General features: G+C 60.5%; 17 protein-coding genes. 10 read left to right on the top strand and 7 right to left on the bottom strand.

What is annotated here, in order from left to right:
* Positions 1-22: 22 nt before the first annotated feature.
* The 3 genes from ACGSLL_RS26840 to ACGSLL_RS26830 all read right to left on the bottom strand — a co-directional run bounded on the left by ACGSLL_RS26840 (position 23) and on the right by ACGSLL_RS26830 (position 2,207).
* Complete coding sequence (locus tag ACGSLL_RS26840) at positions 23-754, bottom strand: GntR family transcriptional regulator (protein WP_394508530.1); 732 nt, start codon at positions 752-754, stop codon at positions 23-25.
* A gap of 285 nt (positions 755-1,039) precedes the next feature.
* The gene (locus tag ACGSLL_RS26835) at positions 1,040-1,555 is read right to left on the bottom strand and encodes a L,D-transpeptidase family protein (RefSeq protein ID WP_394508529.1); all 516 of its coding nucleotides are present in this window, start codon (positions 1,553-1,555) and stop codon (positions 1,040-1,042) included.
* A gap of 100 nt (positions 1,556-1,655) precedes the next feature.
* Positions 1,656-2,207 carry an NUDIX hydrolase gene (locus tag ACGSLL_RS26830; RefSeq protein WP_394508528.1) on the bottom strand — a complete coding sequence of 184 codons (552 nt, stop codon included), beginning with the start codon at positions 2,205-2,207 and terminating at the stop codon, positions 1,656-1,658.
* A 147-nt stretch (positions 2,208-2,354) separates the two neighbouring features.
* On the opposite strand from ACGSLL_RS26830, the gene ACGSLL_RS26825 reads away from it, so the two are divergent.
* From ACGSLL_RS26825 to purT, 5 genes are all read left to right on the top strand, one after another.
* On the top strand, positions 2,355-2,954 hold the full coding sequence (locus ACGSLL_RS26825; protein WP_208938614.1) for a CoA pyrophosphatase: 600 nt from the start codon (positions 2,355-2,357) through the stop codon (positions 2,952-2,954).
* 45 nt (positions 2,955-2,999) lie between these two features.
* Positions 3,000-3,524: a gamma carbonic anhydrase family protein gene (locus tag ACGSLL_RS26820; RefSeq protein ID WP_090281911.1), complete on the top strand. Its 525-nt coding sequence runs from the start codon at positions 3,000-3,002 to the stop codon at positions 3,522-3,524.
* Positions 3,521-3,733: a DUF1289 domain-containing protein gene (locus ACGSLL_RS26815; RefSeq protein WP_394508527.1), complete on the top strand. Its 213-nt coding sequence runs from the start codon at positions 3,521-3,523 to the stop codon at positions 3,731-3,733. The genes ACGSLL_RS26820 and ACGSLL_RS26815 overlap by 4 nt, the downstream gene beginning before the upstream one ends.
* Positions 3,734-3,975: 242 nt before the next feature.
* Positions 3,976-4,443: a VUT family protein gene (locus ACGSLL_RS26810; RefSeq protein ID WP_016986366.1), complete on the top strand. Its 468-nt coding sequence runs from the start codon at positions 3,976-3,978 to the stop codon at positions 4,441-4,443.
* A gap of 100 nt (positions 4,444-4,543) precedes the next feature.
* Complete coding sequence (gene purT, locus ACGSLL_RS26805) at positions 4,544-5,725, top strand: formate-dependent phosphoribosylglycinamide formyltransferase (protein WP_394508526.1); 1,182 nt, start codon at positions 4,544-4,546, stop codon at positions 5,723-5,725.
* 93 nt (positions 5,726-5,818) lie between these two features.
* Here the strand turns inward: purT and ACGSLL_RS26800 are convergent, their stop codons facing one another.
* The 3 genes from ACGSLL_RS26800 to ACGSLL_RS26790 all read right to left on the bottom strand — a co-directional run bounded on the left by ACGSLL_RS26800 (position 5,819) and on the right by ACGSLL_RS26790 (position 9,424).
* Positions 5,819-7,135, bottom strand: a complete 1,317-nt coding sequence (locus ACGSLL_RS26800) for an MFS transporter (protein WP_394508525.1) — start codon at positions 7,133-7,135, stop codon at positions 5,819-5,821.
* Between the two features lie 223 nt (positions 7,136-7,358).
* Positions 7,359-8,600, bottom strand: a complete 1,242-nt coding sequence (locus ACGSLL_RS26795) for a transporter associated domain-containing protein (RefSeq protein WP_394508524.1) — start codon at positions 8,598-8,600, stop codon at positions 7,359-7,361.
* An 11-nt stretch (positions 8,601-8,611) separates the two neighbouring features.
* Positions 8,612-9,424, bottom strand: coding sequence for a cytochrome C assembly family protein (locus tag ACGSLL_RS26790; RefSeq protein ID WP_090281917.1), 813 nt, complete (start codon positions 9,422-9,424; stop codon positions 8,612-8,614).
* Between the two features lie 210 nt (positions 9,425-9,634).
* Between ACGSLL_RS26790 and ffh the strand changes: the two genes are divergently transcribed.
* From ffh to rplS, 5 genes are all read left to right on the top strand, one after another.
* A complete protein-coding gene (gene ffh / locus ACGSLL_RS26785) occupies positions 9,635-11,011 on the top strand; it encodes a signal recognition particle protein (RefSeq protein ID WP_394508523.1) in 1,377 nt (458 codons plus the stop codon).
* Positions 11,012-11,308: 297 nt separating this feature from the next.
* The gene (gene rpsP / locus ACGSLL_RS26780) at positions 11,309-11,560 is read left to right on the top strand and encodes a 30S ribosomal protein S16 (RefSeq protein WP_003198088.1); all 252 of its coding nucleotides are present in this window, start codon (positions 11,309-11,311) and stop codon (positions 11,558-11,560) included.
* Positions 11,561-11,565: 5 nt separating this feature from the next.
* Positions 11,566-12,102, top strand: coding sequence for a ribosome maturation factor RimM (rimM, locus tag ACGSLL_RS26775; RefSeq protein ID WP_085688896.1), 537 nt, complete (start codon positions 11,566-11,568; stop codon positions 12,100-12,102).
* 43 nt (positions 12,103-12,145) lie between these two features.
* On the top strand, positions 12,146-12,856 hold the full coding sequence (gene trmD / locus ACGSLL_RS26770; protein WP_231988031.1) for a tRNA (guanosine(37)-N1)-methyltransferase TrmD: 711 nt from the start codon (positions 12,146-12,148) through the stop codon (positions 12,854-12,856).
* Positions 12,857-12,901: 45 nt separating this feature from the next.
* Positions 12,902-13,252, top strand: a complete 351-nt coding sequence (gene rplS, locus ACGSLL_RS26765; protein ID WP_003175895.1) for a 50S ribosomal protein L19 — start codon at positions 12,902-12,904, stop codon at positions 13,250-13,252.
* 217 nt (positions 13,253-13,469) lie between these two features.
* Here rplS and ACGSLL_RS26760 read toward each other — a convergent pair whose 3' ends face one another.
* Positions 13,470-15,278: a cation:proton antiporter gene (locus ACGSLL_RS26760; protein ID WP_394508522.1), complete on the bottom strand. Its 1,809-nt coding sequence runs from the start codon at positions 15,276-15,278 to the stop codon at positions 13,470-13,472.
* Positions 15,279-15,368 lie beyond the last annotated feature (90 nt).

Here is a 15,368-nt window from a genome sequence, read left to right as displayed (position 1 = left end):
TTTCTCGGTTCCGGCGCCGCTTTCAGCGGCGCAGCTCTGCCACAAAGTCGTAGTAGTCGTTGCGGCAATAGGTGTCGGTGACTTCGATTGGCGTGTTGTCTTCCAGATAACCGACCCGGGTCATCAGCAACATGGCGGTGCCGGGGGCGATGCCGACCAGTGCGGCGAACTCGTCCGAGGCATTGATCGCCTGGATGTGCTGCAGGGCGCGGACGATCGGTTTGCCGATGCCGTCGAGGTATTCGTAGAGCGAATCGCCCACCGCTTGCGGTTTGGGCATGATCGAGGCGGGCAGGGTGCTCATCTCGATGGCCATCACCGTGTCGTCGGCTTTGCGCAGACGCTTCATGCGCGCCACTTTGTCGTTCGGCGACAGACCAAGGCGGATCAGTTCTTCGTGGGTCGGCAGGGTGATTTCCCGTTCCAGCCACTGAGAGCTGGGGACGAAACCCTTGAGGCGGAGCATTTCGCTGAACCCCGAGAGGCGCGACAGCGGTTGTTCCAGGCGCGGGGTAATGAACGTGCCAGAACCCTGCAAACGACGGATCAGGCCTTGCTCCAGCAGGACTTCCAGTGCCTTGCGCGCGGTCACTCGGGAAATCCCCAGCAATTCGCTGAGATTGCGCTCCGAAGGCATCGCCTGTTCGGCTTTCCATTGCCCGGCGTGGATCGCCGCTTCCAGATTGCGCGCCAGTTGCAGGTACAGCGGCGTTGGCTGGGCGTCATCGGGGCGTAGGGCGAGGAGATCATTCATGTAGGGCATTTCCGGCGCTGATATAGGATTGTTGTCGCTCGGTAGTCGGGCGAAAACTAATACCACTTGCATACCATGTCAACGCGGGGAAAAGCCGGTTTCAAGGCTTGCAGGGGGCTTGGCTGGAGGGTGGGATTCAAGTGGTATTAGTGGTGGGCGAGGAGCACAAAAAAAATCGCAGCCTGGGTCAGCCCTGTCGGTGAGAGTGGTATCACCGGGCAGACGCTGACGCAGGCTGCGATTTTTTTGATTTATTTTTCAGGCCGACCGGCGGTCGCGCTGAAATTACGGACGAATTTCGATCATCGTGCCGTCCGGCACCAGATTCCAGACTTCGCGCATATCGACGTTACGCATGGCGATGCAGCCATCGGTCCAGTCGAGTGTGTGGAACAACTGCTCTGGGTTGTCTGCGGAATCGGGCGTGCCGTGGATCATGATCATGCCGCCAGGCTCGACACCTTCACGGCGAGCACGGGCCGAATCGCTGATGTTCGGATAGGAAATGTGCATCGACAGGTTGAATTTGTCGCTGGTCTTGCGCCAGTCGATCCAATAGAAGCCTTCCGGTGTGCGCTTGTCGCCTTCGATCAGTTTCGGACCTTTCTTCGCGCCCTTGCCAAGGGAAATCCGATAGGTCTTCAGTGGCTTGCCGTCGGCGATCAATTGCAATTGATGCGCCGATTTGAGCACCAGGACTTTTTCGATCAGCGGCGTATTCGACGGTGTCACGGTGGTCACGAATGACGCTTGCGAAACCGTGGCGAACGACAGGCAAAACAGGGCAAGCAACCAGCGCATTGAAACGATTCCCCAAGAGTGACGCAAATACGAAGTGGACAGCGGTTGTGTCGCCGTGTGACCGGCGTTATGTGGTGTTATCGGCCGGCGGGCAACGAAATCAAGTGATCGCCGGTTGCGCCAGCGGTGGAATCGATTCCGAGCGCACCGGGTAACTTTCGGCGCGCCGGTCCGCGAAGAAGCACTCCAGCGTGCGCCCCACTGTGCGGAAGGCCAGATCGTCCCAAGGGATGTCGGCTTCGTCGAACAGCTGCACTTCGAGGCTTTCGGGACCGGCGGCAAAATCCAGATCGACCAGCTCGGCGCGGAAGAATACATGCACCTGGCTGATGTGCGGCACGTCGATCAGCGTATAGATGCTCAGGTTGCGCACCCGGGCGCAGGCTTCTTCGGCGGTTTCGCGCACGGCGGCCTGCTCGATGGTTTCGCCGTTTTCCATGAAACCGGCGGGCAGGGTCCAGTAACCGAGGCGCGGCTCGATCGCACGACGACAGAGCAGTACCTGGCGGCCCCAGGTCGGCACGCACCCGGCGACGATATTGGGATTCTGATAATGAATGGTCTGACAGCTTTCACAGACATATCGCAGTCGCGAATCGCCTTCGGGAATGCGCTGGGTGACCGGGTTACCGCAGTGGCTGCAAAATTTCATGCTGAGGTTCCTGAATGCTGCGCCTATCTTGGCGTGCAGCGGTGCCGGTCGGCAAGTTGTCGTTTCGCGACACGGCGGGTTTCGGGGGCTTGGGCGCTCGCATCGATTGGTGCATGATGCAGGGTAAGGTACCGATCGAGAACACTCATGCTGGATGAGCTACTGCACAGGGTCAGCAACCACACACCGCGCACGCTGGAGACCGACGCACGCTTTCCCGAGGCCGCCGTGCTGGTGCCGATCACCCGCAGCGACGAGCCGGAACTGGTCCTGACCTTACGGGCCAGCGGGCTCTCGACCCACGGCGGCGAAGTCGCCTTCCCGGGCGGTCGGCGCGACCCGGAAGACCCGGACCTGATCTTCACCGCGCTGCGAGAGGCCGAAGAGGAAATCGGTCTGCCGCCGGGGCTGGTGGAAGTCATCGGCCCGCTCAGTCCGTTGATCTCCCTGCATGGCATCAAGGTCACGCCGTACGTCGGGGTGATTCCCGATTTCGTCGAATACCAGCCCAACGACGCCGAAATCGCTGCGGTGTTCAGCGTGCCACTCGAGTTCTTCCGCAAAGACCCGCGCGAGCACACCCATCGCATCGACTATCAGGGCCGCAGCTGGTACGTGCCGAGCTACCGCTTCGGCGAGTACAAGATCTGGGGGCTGACAGCGATGATGATTGTCGAACTGGTCAATCTGCTCTATGACGCCAGAATCAACCTGCACCAGCCGCCGAAAAGCTTCATCAATACCTAGCCATCGTTCGAATGGCCCATCACCGCAAGCCCTGAGGACCACACCATGAAATACCGCCTGGGCGACGCCCGTGTCGAAACCCACCCCCAGAGCTGGGTCGCCCCCAATGCCGTGCTGGTGGGCAAGGTCAGACTGGAAGAGGGCGCCAACGTCTGGTTCAACGCCGTGCTGCGCGGCGACAACGAACTGATCCTGATCGGCAAGAACAGCAATGTGCAGGACGGCACGGTGATGCACACCGACATGGGCTATCCGTTGACCATTGGCACCGGCGTAACCATCGGCCATAACGCCATGCTGCACGGCTGCACGGTCGGCGATTACAGCCTGATCGGCATCAACGCGGTGATCCTCAACGGTGCGAAGATCGGCAAGAACTGCATCATCGGCGCCAATTCGCTGATCGGCGAGGGCAAGGAGATTCCCGATGGTTCTCTGGTGATGGGTTCGCCGGGCAAGGTCGTGCGCGAACTCACCGAGGCGCAAAAGAAGATGCTCGAAGCCAGCGCCGCGCACTATGTGCATAACTCGCAGCGTTATGCCCGCGATCTGGCCGAGCAAGAACAATGACCACCGCTGAACGACCTGTTGCCTCGCCCTGCGTGAATATCTGTGCGCTGGATGAGGCTGATGTCTGCACCGGGTGCCAGCGTACCGTCGAAGAAATCACCCGCTGGAGCCGCATGAACAATGACGAGCGCCGTGCGGTGCTGGGGTTGTGTCATGAGCGGGCGAAGGCCAGTGGGTTGGTGTGGATGTTGCCGGCGAAATCTTCGTGAACGGTAGAAGCCCCTCACCCTAGCCCTCTCCCGGGGGGAGAGGGGACTTACCGGGTGTCTTGCGCTATACGCCGACCTGGAACATTTTGGCGATTATGGATTCAACAAGGTTCTCGCTGGTCTCCGCACCTCTGCAGCATCCCCTAATCGGCTCCCTCTCCCTCGGGAGAGGGCTGGGGTGAGGGGTGGCTCTTGACCTTGCGGTCCAGTAACCTGTGCGCCAAACCACCAGGCCACCCTCCATGATTTTCCTCATCGCCTACATCAGCAGCGTCGTGCTGATCAACTTCGCCTTCTCCACCGCACCGCACCTGGACATCATCTGGTCGGCCTGGGGCGGGCTGGTGTTCGTGCTGCGTGACATGGTGCAAACGCGCTTCGGTCACGGTGCGATCGTGGCGATGCTGGCGGCGCTGGTGCTGTCCTACGTCACTTCCGATCCGTCCATTGCGCTGGCCAGTGCTACGGCGTTCGCGGTGTCCGAGTGTATCGACTGGCTGGTATTCAGCATTACCAAACGGCCGTTGCGCGACCGCCTGTGGATAAGTTCAGCGCTGAGCATTCCCCTCGATACCTTCATCTTTTTCGGCATGATCGACCTGCTGACCCCGCCAGTGATCATCACTGCCCTGGCCTCGAAATTCGCCGGGGTCACCGCCGTCTGGCTGATCATGGCCTGGCGCGAGCGCAAACAGGCCGTCGCCGGCTGAAGCCAAACCCTCGGGTTCATGTAAAATGCCGCGCTTTCTCCCCATGGAAAGCGCGGCTGGCGTTGCTTTCCTCGATGATCCGCTGCTTTGAGGACCTGAGATGACCCGTATCGGAACTCCACTGTCGCCAACCGCGACCCGCGTATTGCTGTGTGGCTGTGGTGAGTTGGGCAAAGAGGTGGTGATCGAGCTGCAGCGCCTGGGCGTTGAAGTGATTGCCGTCGACCGTTACGCCAACGCGCCGGCCATGCAGGTTGCGCATCGCAGCCATGTGATCAACATGCTCGACGGCGCCGCCCTGCGCGCCGTGATCGAAGCCGAGAAGCCGCACTTCATCGTGCCGGAAATCGAAGCCATCGCCACCGCCACTCTGGTCGAACTGGAAGCCGAAGGCTTCACCGTGATCCCGACTGCCCGTGCGGCGCAGTTGACCATGAACCGCGAAGGCATCCGTCGCCTGGCCGCTGAAGAACTCGACCTGCCGACCTCGCCGTATCACTTCGCCGATACGTTCGAGGACTACAGCAAAGCCGTGGAAGACCTCGGCTTCCCGTGCGTCGTCAAACCGGTCATGAGTTCGTCGGGCAAAGGCCAGAGCCTGCTGCGCAGCGTCGATGACGTGCAGAAGGCCTGGGACTACGCGCAAGAGGGCGGTCGCGCCGGCAAGGGGCGGGTGATCATCGAGGGGTTCATCGATTTCGACTACGAAATCACCCTGTTGACCGTGCGTCACGTCGGCGGCACCACGTTCTGCGCGCCGGTCGGTCACCGTCAGGAAAAGGGCGATTACCAGGAATCCTGGCAGCCACAGGCCATGAGCCCGGTAGCCCTGGCTGAATCCGAGCGTGTGGCCAAGGCGGTCACCGAAGCGCTGGGTGGCCGTGGCATCTTCGGCGTCGAGCTGTTCATCAAGGGCGATCAGGTGTGGTTCAGCGAAGTGTCGCCGCGCCCACACGACACCGGTCTGGTGACGCTGATTTCCCAGGATCTCTCGCAGTTCGCCCTGCACGCTCGGGCGATTCTGGGCCTGCCGGTTCCGCTGATCCGTCAGTTCGGGCCATCGGCTTCAGCGGTGATTCTGGTGGAAGGGCAATCGACCCAGGCGGCGTTCGCCAACCTCGGCGCCGCGCTGAGCGAGCCGGACACGGCGTTGCGTCTGTTCGGCAAACCTGAAGTCAACGGCCAGCGCCGCATGGGCGTGGCGCTGGCGCGGGACGAGTCGATCGAGGCTGCGCGTGCCAAGGCGACCCGTGCTTCTCAGGCTGTCGTAGTCGAGCTCTGACAGCGTCGCGGCATTTGCGAGCAGGCTCGCTCCCACGGTGGAATGCATTCCAATTGTGGGAGCGAGCCTGCTCGCGAAGCTTTTGATCTGCCGTCAGGCAACCCGATTCAGATCGTTATTCCTCGTTTCCTTCAGGCACAGCACCGCAATCAAACTCAGCACCGCGGCCGCCGACACATACCCGCCGACATAACTCAAACCGCCCATCGCCACCAGTTTCTGCGCAAAGAACGGTGCCGCCGAGGCGCCGACGATTCCGCCCAGGTTGTACGCCGCCGACGCGCCGGTATAACGCACATGGGTCGGAAACAGCTCCGGCAACAGCGCGCCCATCGGCGCGAACGTCACGCCCATCAGGAACAGTTCGATGCACAGGAACAGCGCCACGCCCCAGGTCGAGCCCTGCGTCAGCAACGGTTCCATCAGAAACCCGGAAAGCACCGCCAGCACGCCGCCGATGATCAGCACCGGTTTGCGCCCGTAACGGTCACTGGCCCAAGCCGATAACGGCGTGGCAGCGGCCATGAACAGCACGGCGAAACACAACAGGCCGAGGAAGGTTTCGCGGCTGTAACCCAGGGTGGACACGCCGTAGCTCAGGGAAAACACCGTCGAGATATAGAACAGCGCATAGCACACCACCATTGCCGCTGCGCCCAGAAGCGTCGGCGCCCAGTACTGGCTGAACAGCTCGACCAGCGGCACTTTCACCCGCTCCTGACGAGCAATCGCGTTGGCGAACACCGGCGTTTCATGCAGCTTGAGGCGTACATACAGGCCGACCATCACCAGCGCGGCGCTGAGGAGAAACGGAATGCGCCAGCCCCAGCTGCGGAACTGCTCGTCATCGAGGGTCATGGCCAGGGTCAGGAACAGACCGTTGGCGGCGAGAAAACCGATCGAAGGCCCCAGTTGCGGGAACATGCCGAACCATGCGCGCTTGCCTTTCGGTGCGTTTTCCGTGGCCAGCAACGCGGCTCCGCCCCATTCGCCGCCCAGCCCCAGGCCTTGGCCGAAGCGCAGCACACACAGCAGAATCGGCGCCCATGCGCCGATGCTGTCGTACCCCGGCAACACGCCGATCAAGGTGGTGCAGACGCCCATCAGCAGCAATGAGGCGACCAGCGTCGATTTACGCCCGATGCGGTCACCGAAGTGGCCGAACAGCGCCGAGCCCAGCGGACGGGCGAGGAAGGCGATGCCGAACGTCAGAAACGCCGAGAGCATCTGTGCGGTGCCGGACGTTTGCGGAAAGAACACCGGCCCGATCACCAGCGCGGCTGCGGTGGCGTAAACGTAGAAGTCGTAGAACTCGATGGCGGTGCCGATAAAACTTGCCGTCGCCACGCGGGTGGCGGAATTGGTCGGCTGGGCAGGCGCGTCGTCGCGCAAAGCGGTCGTGGTGGTCATGCGGTGATCCCTGACAGTCATGAGCTCCATTGGAGCGAATTATTATGGTCGAACACCCAGGGATGTGGGGTAGGGCGCGAGCGCTGTTTCGAGTAGGAACAGTCGTCGGTTTGCAACGGAAACAGTCGCGATCCGTGGCGTGCCGGGTAAGCACAGGGATCGACGGCGCTTGGGTAAGCTCGGCGATTATAGGAAGCGCGCTAACGATTGAACAAGAGGCGATCTAGCGTGCCGGTACCAGGGCTGGCACAGAGGCGGTCAGCCAGATCAGCACTTTGCTCACGCGGTTGTCTTCGGTCTCGAGGATTTCCAGCCGGTAACGGCCGATCTTCAGGCAAACCGCGCTTTCCGGAATGGTTTCCAGCGCCTCGGTCACCAGCCCGTTAAGGGTTTTCGGCCCGTCGCTGGGCAGGTGCCAGCCCAGGCATTTATTCAGTTCGCGGATCGACGCCGCACCATCGATCACCATGCGCCCGTCGGCTTGCGGGTGGATGTGCGGGTTATCGAGGCTGTGCTCGCTTTCGAATTCACCAACGATCTCTTCGAGAATGTCCTCCAGCGTGACAATGCCGAGGACTTCTCCGTATTCGTCGACCACCATGCCCAGGCGCCGCTGTTGCTTGTGAAAGTTCAGCAGTTGCAGTTGCAGCGGGGTGCTTTCCGGAACGAAGTACGGTTCGTAGCTGGCCGCCAGCAAGGCTTCGCGGGTCAGTTCGCCGTTGCTCAGAAAGTGGCCGACCTGACGGGTGTTGAGGACTGCTTCGACCTGGTTGATGTCGCTGTGAAACACCGGCAGACGCGTGCGTTCGTTATTGCGCAGTTGCTCGATGATCGCTTCGATCGGATCGTCGAGGTTGATGCCCTCGACGTCGCTGCGTGGTACCAGAATGTCGTTGACCGTGATGTTGTCCAGCGCGTGGATCCCGGAGGCCGGGTGTGCGCGAACCGGATGCTCGGCATCGTCGTGGCGGTCGGCGGGCACGTCATCTTCGCTGTGCTGAACGACTTGCGCCTTGCGCACGAACGGGCTCATCAGCAAGCCGCTGAGGCGGCTGAACAGCCAGGCAAACGGATAGACAATCTTCAGCGGCACCGCAAGCAGGGTGTTGCCGAGCGCCAGCACCGCATCGGGATAACGCTGGGCCACGCTGCGCGGGAAGTAATCGGCGAATACCAACAGGATGGCACCGACGCCGAGGCATGCCGCCCACGGGCCGTTTTCCGCGCAGAGGAAAATCGCCAGCAAAGTCGCAATCACCACCGCCAGCGCGCGGCACAGGGTGTTGCACAGGATCAGGCTGTCGAGAGGGAAGCTGAGCTTCGCCAGCGGCTTATCGCTGGCGCGCGAGGCGGTGCGCTGTGCAAGCAACTGCTGTTGCGCGATTTCGACGGCGGTAAACAGCCCTGACCACACAATCAGCAGAGCGAATACCGCGAGCATCGGCCCTATGGGCAAACCGTCCATTTATACGCCCGTCAGATGTGCAGAATGTATTCGCGAACCAGTTTGCTGCCGAAATACGCCAACATCAGCAGGCAAAAACCGGCGAGCGTCCAGCGAATCGCCTTGTGCCCGCGCCAGCCGAGGCGATTGCGCCCCCACAACAGCACGCTGAACACGATCCACGCCAGGCACGCCAGCAGGGTCTTGTGCACCAGATGCTGGGCGAACAGGTTCTCGACGAACAGCCAGCCGGAGATCAGCGACAACGACAGCAGCGTCCAGCCGGCCCAGAGGAAGCCGAACAGCAGGCTTTCCATGGTTTGCAGCGGCGGGAAGTTCTTGATCAGCCCGGACGGGTGCTTGTGCTTGAGCTGGTGGTCTTGCACCAGCAACAGCAAGGCCTGAAACACCGCGATGGTGAACATGCCGTAGGCAAGGATCGACAGCAGGATGTGGGCGAGAATGCCCGGCTCCTCATCGATGATCTGCACCGTGCCGGTCGGCGCGAATTGCGCCAGCAGTACGGTGATCGCACCGAGCGGGAACAGCAGCACCAGCAGATTTTCCACCGGAATGCGCGAACACGCCAGCAGGGTCAGCGCGATCACCGCTGCGGCAATCAGGCTGGAGGCGCTGAAGAAATCAAGGCCCAGGCCAATCGGCGTCAGCAGATGAGTCAGCAGGCTGGCGCCGTGGGCGACGACGGCGAGCACGCCGAGGCTGACCAGCAGGCGCTTGTTCGCCTTGGCGCCAGTGGCCAGACGGGTGCTTTGATACAGGGTCGCAGCGGCATACAGGAGGGCGGCGGCGAGGGTGGTCAGTAAGCTGGGTGACAAGGGGAGCATAAATCCTGATGGGCGGGCCCGAAAGACGCTGAGTTTGGCATAGAACCGCCGCGACACGAAAGACTCGGCAAGCTGACAGCGAGGTGTGCGCCGGGCGCAGTCTTCGCTATAATCCGCGACCTGCCCACGCCGCAGGCTCGCCGAGCACATGTTGATTCCGGTCTGGGCCGCCATTATCCCGGTCTGTACAGGGCCTGAAAGGATCGCGCAATGTTTGAAAACTTAACCGACCGTCTCTCGCAGACGCTGCGCCATGTCACCGGCAAGGCGAAGCTGACCGAGGACAACATCAAAGACACCCTGCGTGAAGTGCGCATGGCGTTGCTCGAAGCCGACGTCGCGCTGCCGGTGGTCAAGGACTTCGTCAATTCGGTCAAGGAACGCGCCGTCGGCACCGAGGTGTCGCGCAGCCTGACGCCGGGCCAGGCGTTCGTGAAGATCGTCCAGGCCGAACTCGAAAGCCTGATGGGCGCGGCCAACGAAGACCTCAACCTGAGCGCCGTGCCGCCAGCGGTCATTCTGATGGCCGGTCTGCAGGGTGCCGGTAAAACCACCACCGCCGGCAAGCTCGCGCGCTTCCTTAAAGAGCGCAAGAAAAAGTCGGTCATGGTCGTCTCGGCTGACGTTTACCGTCCTGCGGCGATCAAACAGCTGGAGACCCTGGCCAACGATATCGGCGTGACGTTCTTTCCGTCCGACCTGAGCCAGAAGCCGGTCGACATCGCCAGCGCCGCTATTAAAGAAGCCAAGCTGAAATTCATCGACGTGGTCATCGTCGATACCGCCGGTCGTCTGCACATCGACGAAGAGATGATGGGCGAGATCAAGGCGCTGCACGCCGCGATCAACCCGGTCGAAACGCTGTTCGTGGTGGATGCCATGACCGGTCAGGACGCGGCCAATACGGCCAAGGCCTTCGGTGATGCGCTGCCGCTGACCGGCGTGATCCTGACCAAGGTCGACGGCGACGCCCGTGGCGGTGCCGCGCTGTCGGTACGCGCGATCACTGGCAAGCCGATCAAGTTCATCGGTATTGGCGAGAAGAGCGAAGCGCTCGATCCGTTCCATCCCGAGCGTATCGCCTCGCGCATTCTCGGCATGGGCGACGTGCTCAGCCTGATCGAACAGGCCGAAGCGACCCTCGACAAGGACAAGGCCGACAAACTGGCCAAGAAGCTGAAGAAGGGCAAGGGCTTCGACCTCGAAGACTTCCGCGATCAGCTGCAACAGATGAAGAACATGGGCGGCCTCGGCGGGCTCATGGACAAGCTACCGAGTATCGGCGGCGTCAACCTGTCGCAAATGGGCAATGCCCAGAACGCCGCTGAGAAGCAGTTCAAGCAGATGGAAGCCATCATCAACTCGATGACCCCGGCCGAGCGCCGCGACCCGGAACTGATCAGCGGTTCGCGCAAGCGCCGCATCGCCATGGGTTCCGGCACTCAGGTGCAGGACATCGGTCGCTTGATCAAGCAGCACAAGCAGATGCAGAAGATGATGAAGAAATTCTCCGCCAAGGGCGGAATGGCGAAAATGATGCGCGGCATGGGCGGAATGTTGCCCGGCGGCGGCATGCCGAAAATGTAAGCTGTCCGGTCTCACCGAAATCAGCAAAACAGGTGAGGCAGGACACCAAGACTTCGCCGGTCGTCGCACCGGCGCAGACCCTGCAAGGACGCAGGATCAACAGCAAACCCGCACTTGGCGGGAGCTGACTGGCCGTTTTCATCGACGGCTCTTTATGCAAATCTGCACGGCATGCCACAGGCGCCGGAAAAAGTCATTTGCAAATATCCGGATATTCCTTAGAATATGCGGCCTTTCGGGCACCCATGCCCGCTGTGCATTTAGATTTGCAGCACCGACTACAGGAACGATGTTCACATGCTAACAATCCGTCTTGCCCTTGGCGGCTCCAAAAAGCGCCCGTTTTACCACCTGACCGTAACCGATTCGCGTAACCCGCGTGACGGCTCCCACAAAGAACAGGTTGGCTTCTTCAACCCTGTTGCCCGTGGTCAGGAAGTTCGTCTGTCCGTGAACCAAGAGCGCGTAGCCTACTGGCTGAGCGTTGGTGCACAGCCTTCTGAGCGCGTTGCTCAGTTGTTGAAGGAATCTGCCAAGGCTGCGGCCTGAGCAATATGAACGCGACGCCTGCTGTTGCCGATGATTTGATCGTTATTGGCAAAATTTATTCTGTTCATGGCGTTCGCGGCGAAGTGAAGGTTTATTCCTTTACTGATCCGACTGAAAACCTGTTGCAGTACAAAACCTGGACGCTCAAGCGCGAAGGCAATGTCAAACAGGTCGAGCTGGTCAGTGGACGCGGGAGCGACAAGTTCCTGGTCGCAAAGCTCAAGGGTCTTGATGATCGTGAAGAAGCTCGTCTTCTGGCCGGTTACGAGATCTGCGTGCCACGCAACCTGTTCGCTGAATTGACCGAAGGCGAGTACTACTGGTACCAGCTGGAAGGTCTGAAGGTCATCGACACCCTTGGGCAATTGCTCGGGAAAATCGATCATCTTCTGGAAACCGGCGCCAATGATGTGATGGTCGTCAAGCCTTGCGCTGGCAGCCTGGATGATCGCGAACGCCTGTTGCCCTATACCGAGCAATGCGTGTTGGCCGTCGACCTGGCCGCGGGCGAGATGAAGGTGGATTGGGACGCGGACTTCTGACGTGGCTAACTTGCGCGTTGAAGTGATCAGTTTGTTTCCCGAGATGTTTTCCGCCATTGGCGATTACGGCATCACCAGTCGTGCGGTCAAACAGGGGCTCTTGCAGCTGACCTGTTGGAATCCGCGAGATTACACGACGGATCGGCATCACACTGTGGACGATCGCCCGTTTGGCGGTGGTCCGGGCATGGTGATGAAGATCAAGCCCCTGGAAGATGCTCTGGTTCAGGCCAAGGCAGCAGCCGGGGAGGCGGCGAAGGTGATTTACCTGTCCCCCCAAGGCCGTCAACTGACTCAGTCGGCGGTACGCGAGTTGGCACAATCGGATGCATTGATCCTGATTGCCGGCCGCTATGAAGGCATTGACGAGCGTTTTATTGAGGCTCATGTCGATGAAGAGTGGTCGATTGGCGACTATGTACTGTCTGGCGGCGAGCTGCCGGCCATGGTCCTGATCGATGCGGTTACACGACTGCTGCCTGGAGCTTTAGGGCATGCGGATTCCGCTGAGGAAGATTCCTTTACGGATGGTCTGCTGGATTGCCCGCACTACACCCGACCGGAGGTGTATGCGGATCAGCGTGTTCCCGACGTGTTGCTGAGTGGCAATCACGCGCATATCCGGCGTTGGCGTTTACAGCAGTCCCTTGGTAGGACCTATGAACGACGCGCCGATCTTCTGGAAAGCCGCTCGCTTTCTGGAGAAGAGAAGAAGCTGCTCGAGGAATACATCCGCGAGCGGGACGATAGTTAACAACGTATCGATGGTAGATCGAACGATTTACCTTAGGAGCACAGCATGACCAACAAAATCATCCTTGCACTCGAAGCAGAGCAGATGACCAAAGAAATCCCTACCTTTGCCCCGGGCGACACCATTGTCGTTCAGGTGAAAGTGAAGGAAGGCGATCGTTCCCGTCTGCAAGCGTTCGAAGGCGTTGTCATCGCCAAGCGTAACCGCGGCGTGAACAGTGCGTTCACCGTTCGTAAAATCTCCAACGGTGTTGGCGTAGAACGTACTTTCCAGACCTACTCGCCGCAAATCGACAGCATGGCTGTCAAGCGTCGCGGTGACGTACGTAAAGCCAAGCTGTACTACCTGCGCGATCTGTCGGGTAAAGCAGCTCGCATCAAGGAAAAACTGGCTTAAGTCCAGCTTCCGATGCAGAAAAAAGCAGCCTTCGGGCTGCTTTTTTGTTGTCTGCGTTTTATGCCTTGAAGGCTTTGCGGTATTGAACAGAACCGAGTCGCGGCCTTCGCGAGCAGGCTCGCTCCCACAAGGGGAACGCATTGCGAATGTGGGAGGTTTGCTCACACAGGGGAACGCATGCCCAATGTGGGAGCGAGCCTGCTCGCGAATCGATCTGTCAGGCGCTGGAAGCTTCCGGTTGTATCAACGCCAGCAACGTCCACCCCGACCCCGGCTTCAACGCGGTTTCCGGTGTCACCACATGCACCCAGCCACTGTCATCGCGCATGAACAGCAAGGTGGCACGATGGCCATGCAGCGCGCGGTAATCCTCCCAGCCAAATCCTTCCGTCAGCGTTGTACTGTACAGCTCGGCGCCTTGGCCCATTTGCCCGGCCAGTTTCGAATAGGTCAGCGCCTCACTGCCCAGTTGATTGCCGCGATGCTCCAGACTCGCCCGATGCTTGTCGCTACGCCGACTCTCATGACCGCTGGCCAGACCAAACAAGCGCTGATGGCCGAAGTCATGACGAAAGCGCATCGCCGCCAATGTATTGAGTTCACCCGACGGTGACAGCGCCAGCAAATGCCCCAGGCCGACGAGGTCGAGATGCGCATCGGCGTGCTGCGAAGCAGGGTTGCCGAAGTAGGTCGGCAAGCCTTCCATACGCGCCGCACGAATGTTTTCCCAGCTCGAATCGGTCAGCAGCACGCGACTGCCCAGTTGTTGCAGTGACTTGCCCAGTTCTCGCGCCGGGCCGTTGGCGCCGACGATCAGGAAACCACTCGGCGCCGGCTCCGCGACCTTGAGCAGGCGTGCCAGCGGGCGCGCCGTCGCACTTTGCAGTACAACCGTGCCGATGATCACGGCAAACGTCAGCGGCACCAGTAGTAGCGCGCCTTCGTGGCCTGCTTCATCCAGACGAATGGCGAAGATCGCCGACACCGCGGCCGCGACTATTCCGCGTGGGGCAATCCAGCACAGCAGCGCGCGTTCACGCCAGCTCAAGCTGGAGCCCGCCGTACTGAGCAGCACGTTCAACGGGCGAGCGACCAACTGGATCACCAGCAGCAGAATCAACACCAGCGGTCCCAGCCCGATCAGCGCATTCAGGTCGAGCCGCGCGGCCAACAGAATGAACAATCCGGAAATCAGCAAAACGCTGAGGTTTTCCTTGAAGTGCAGGATGTGCCGCACATCCACGCCTTTCATGTTCGCCAGCCACATGCCCATCAGCGTGACTGCCAGCAGTCCGGACTCATGCATGGTCGCGTTGGCGGCAATGAAGATTCCCAGCACTGCTGCCAGTGAGGCAAGGTTATGCAGATACTCCGGCAACCATTGTTGGCGGATCACCGTGCCGAGTACCCAGCCGCCGATAATGCCGAACGTTGCACCGCAGACAATCACCCCGCCGAAAGTGAACAGGCTCTGCCTGAGACCATGGCCTTCGGCGCTGGCGATGATAAAGCTGTACACCACCACGGCGAGCAGGGCGCCGATAGGATCAATGACGATGCCTTCCCAGCGCAGAATGTTGGCGATCGAAGCTTTCGGCCGCACCACCCGCAGCATCGGTACGATCACCGTCGGGCCGGTGACCAGCGTCAGGCTGCCGAACAGGATCGCCAGCATCCAGTCGAAACCCAGTAAAAAGTGCGTGGCGACCGCGATGACGATCCAGGTCGAAATCGCCCCGACCGTGACCAGGCGATGGACGACGCTGCCGATTTCTTTCCATTCCGACAAATGCAGGGTCAGGCTGCCCTCGAACAGAATCAGCGCAACCGCCAGCGACACCAGTGGCATCAGTAGCGGTCCGAACATTTCCTGCGGATCAAGCCAGCCAAGCACCGGGCCGGCGAGGATGCCGGTCAGCAGCAGAAACAGAATCGCCGGCAACTTCAAGCGCCAGGCCAGCCACTGACATCCCAGCGCTGCGGCGCCGATCCCGCCAAATGCCAAGAGAATTTGCTGCTCGTTCATTGATGCTCCCTGTTCCTTGATCTGGCTGGCTATGAAAGACTAGCGGCCATTCCCGTCGTTCACTGTCTATTTGCACGCAGTGTTAAAAAC

The sequence above is a fragment of the Pseudomonas retamae genome (genome assembly GCF_043496865.1).
GTDB lineage: Bacteria > Pseudomonadota > Gammaproteobacteria > Pseudomonadales > Pseudomonadaceae > Aquipseudomonas > Aquipseudomonas retamae.
The sequence above is the reverse complement of the archived record's forward strand: the minus strand, read 5'-3'. Positions and strand labels throughout refer to the sequence as shown.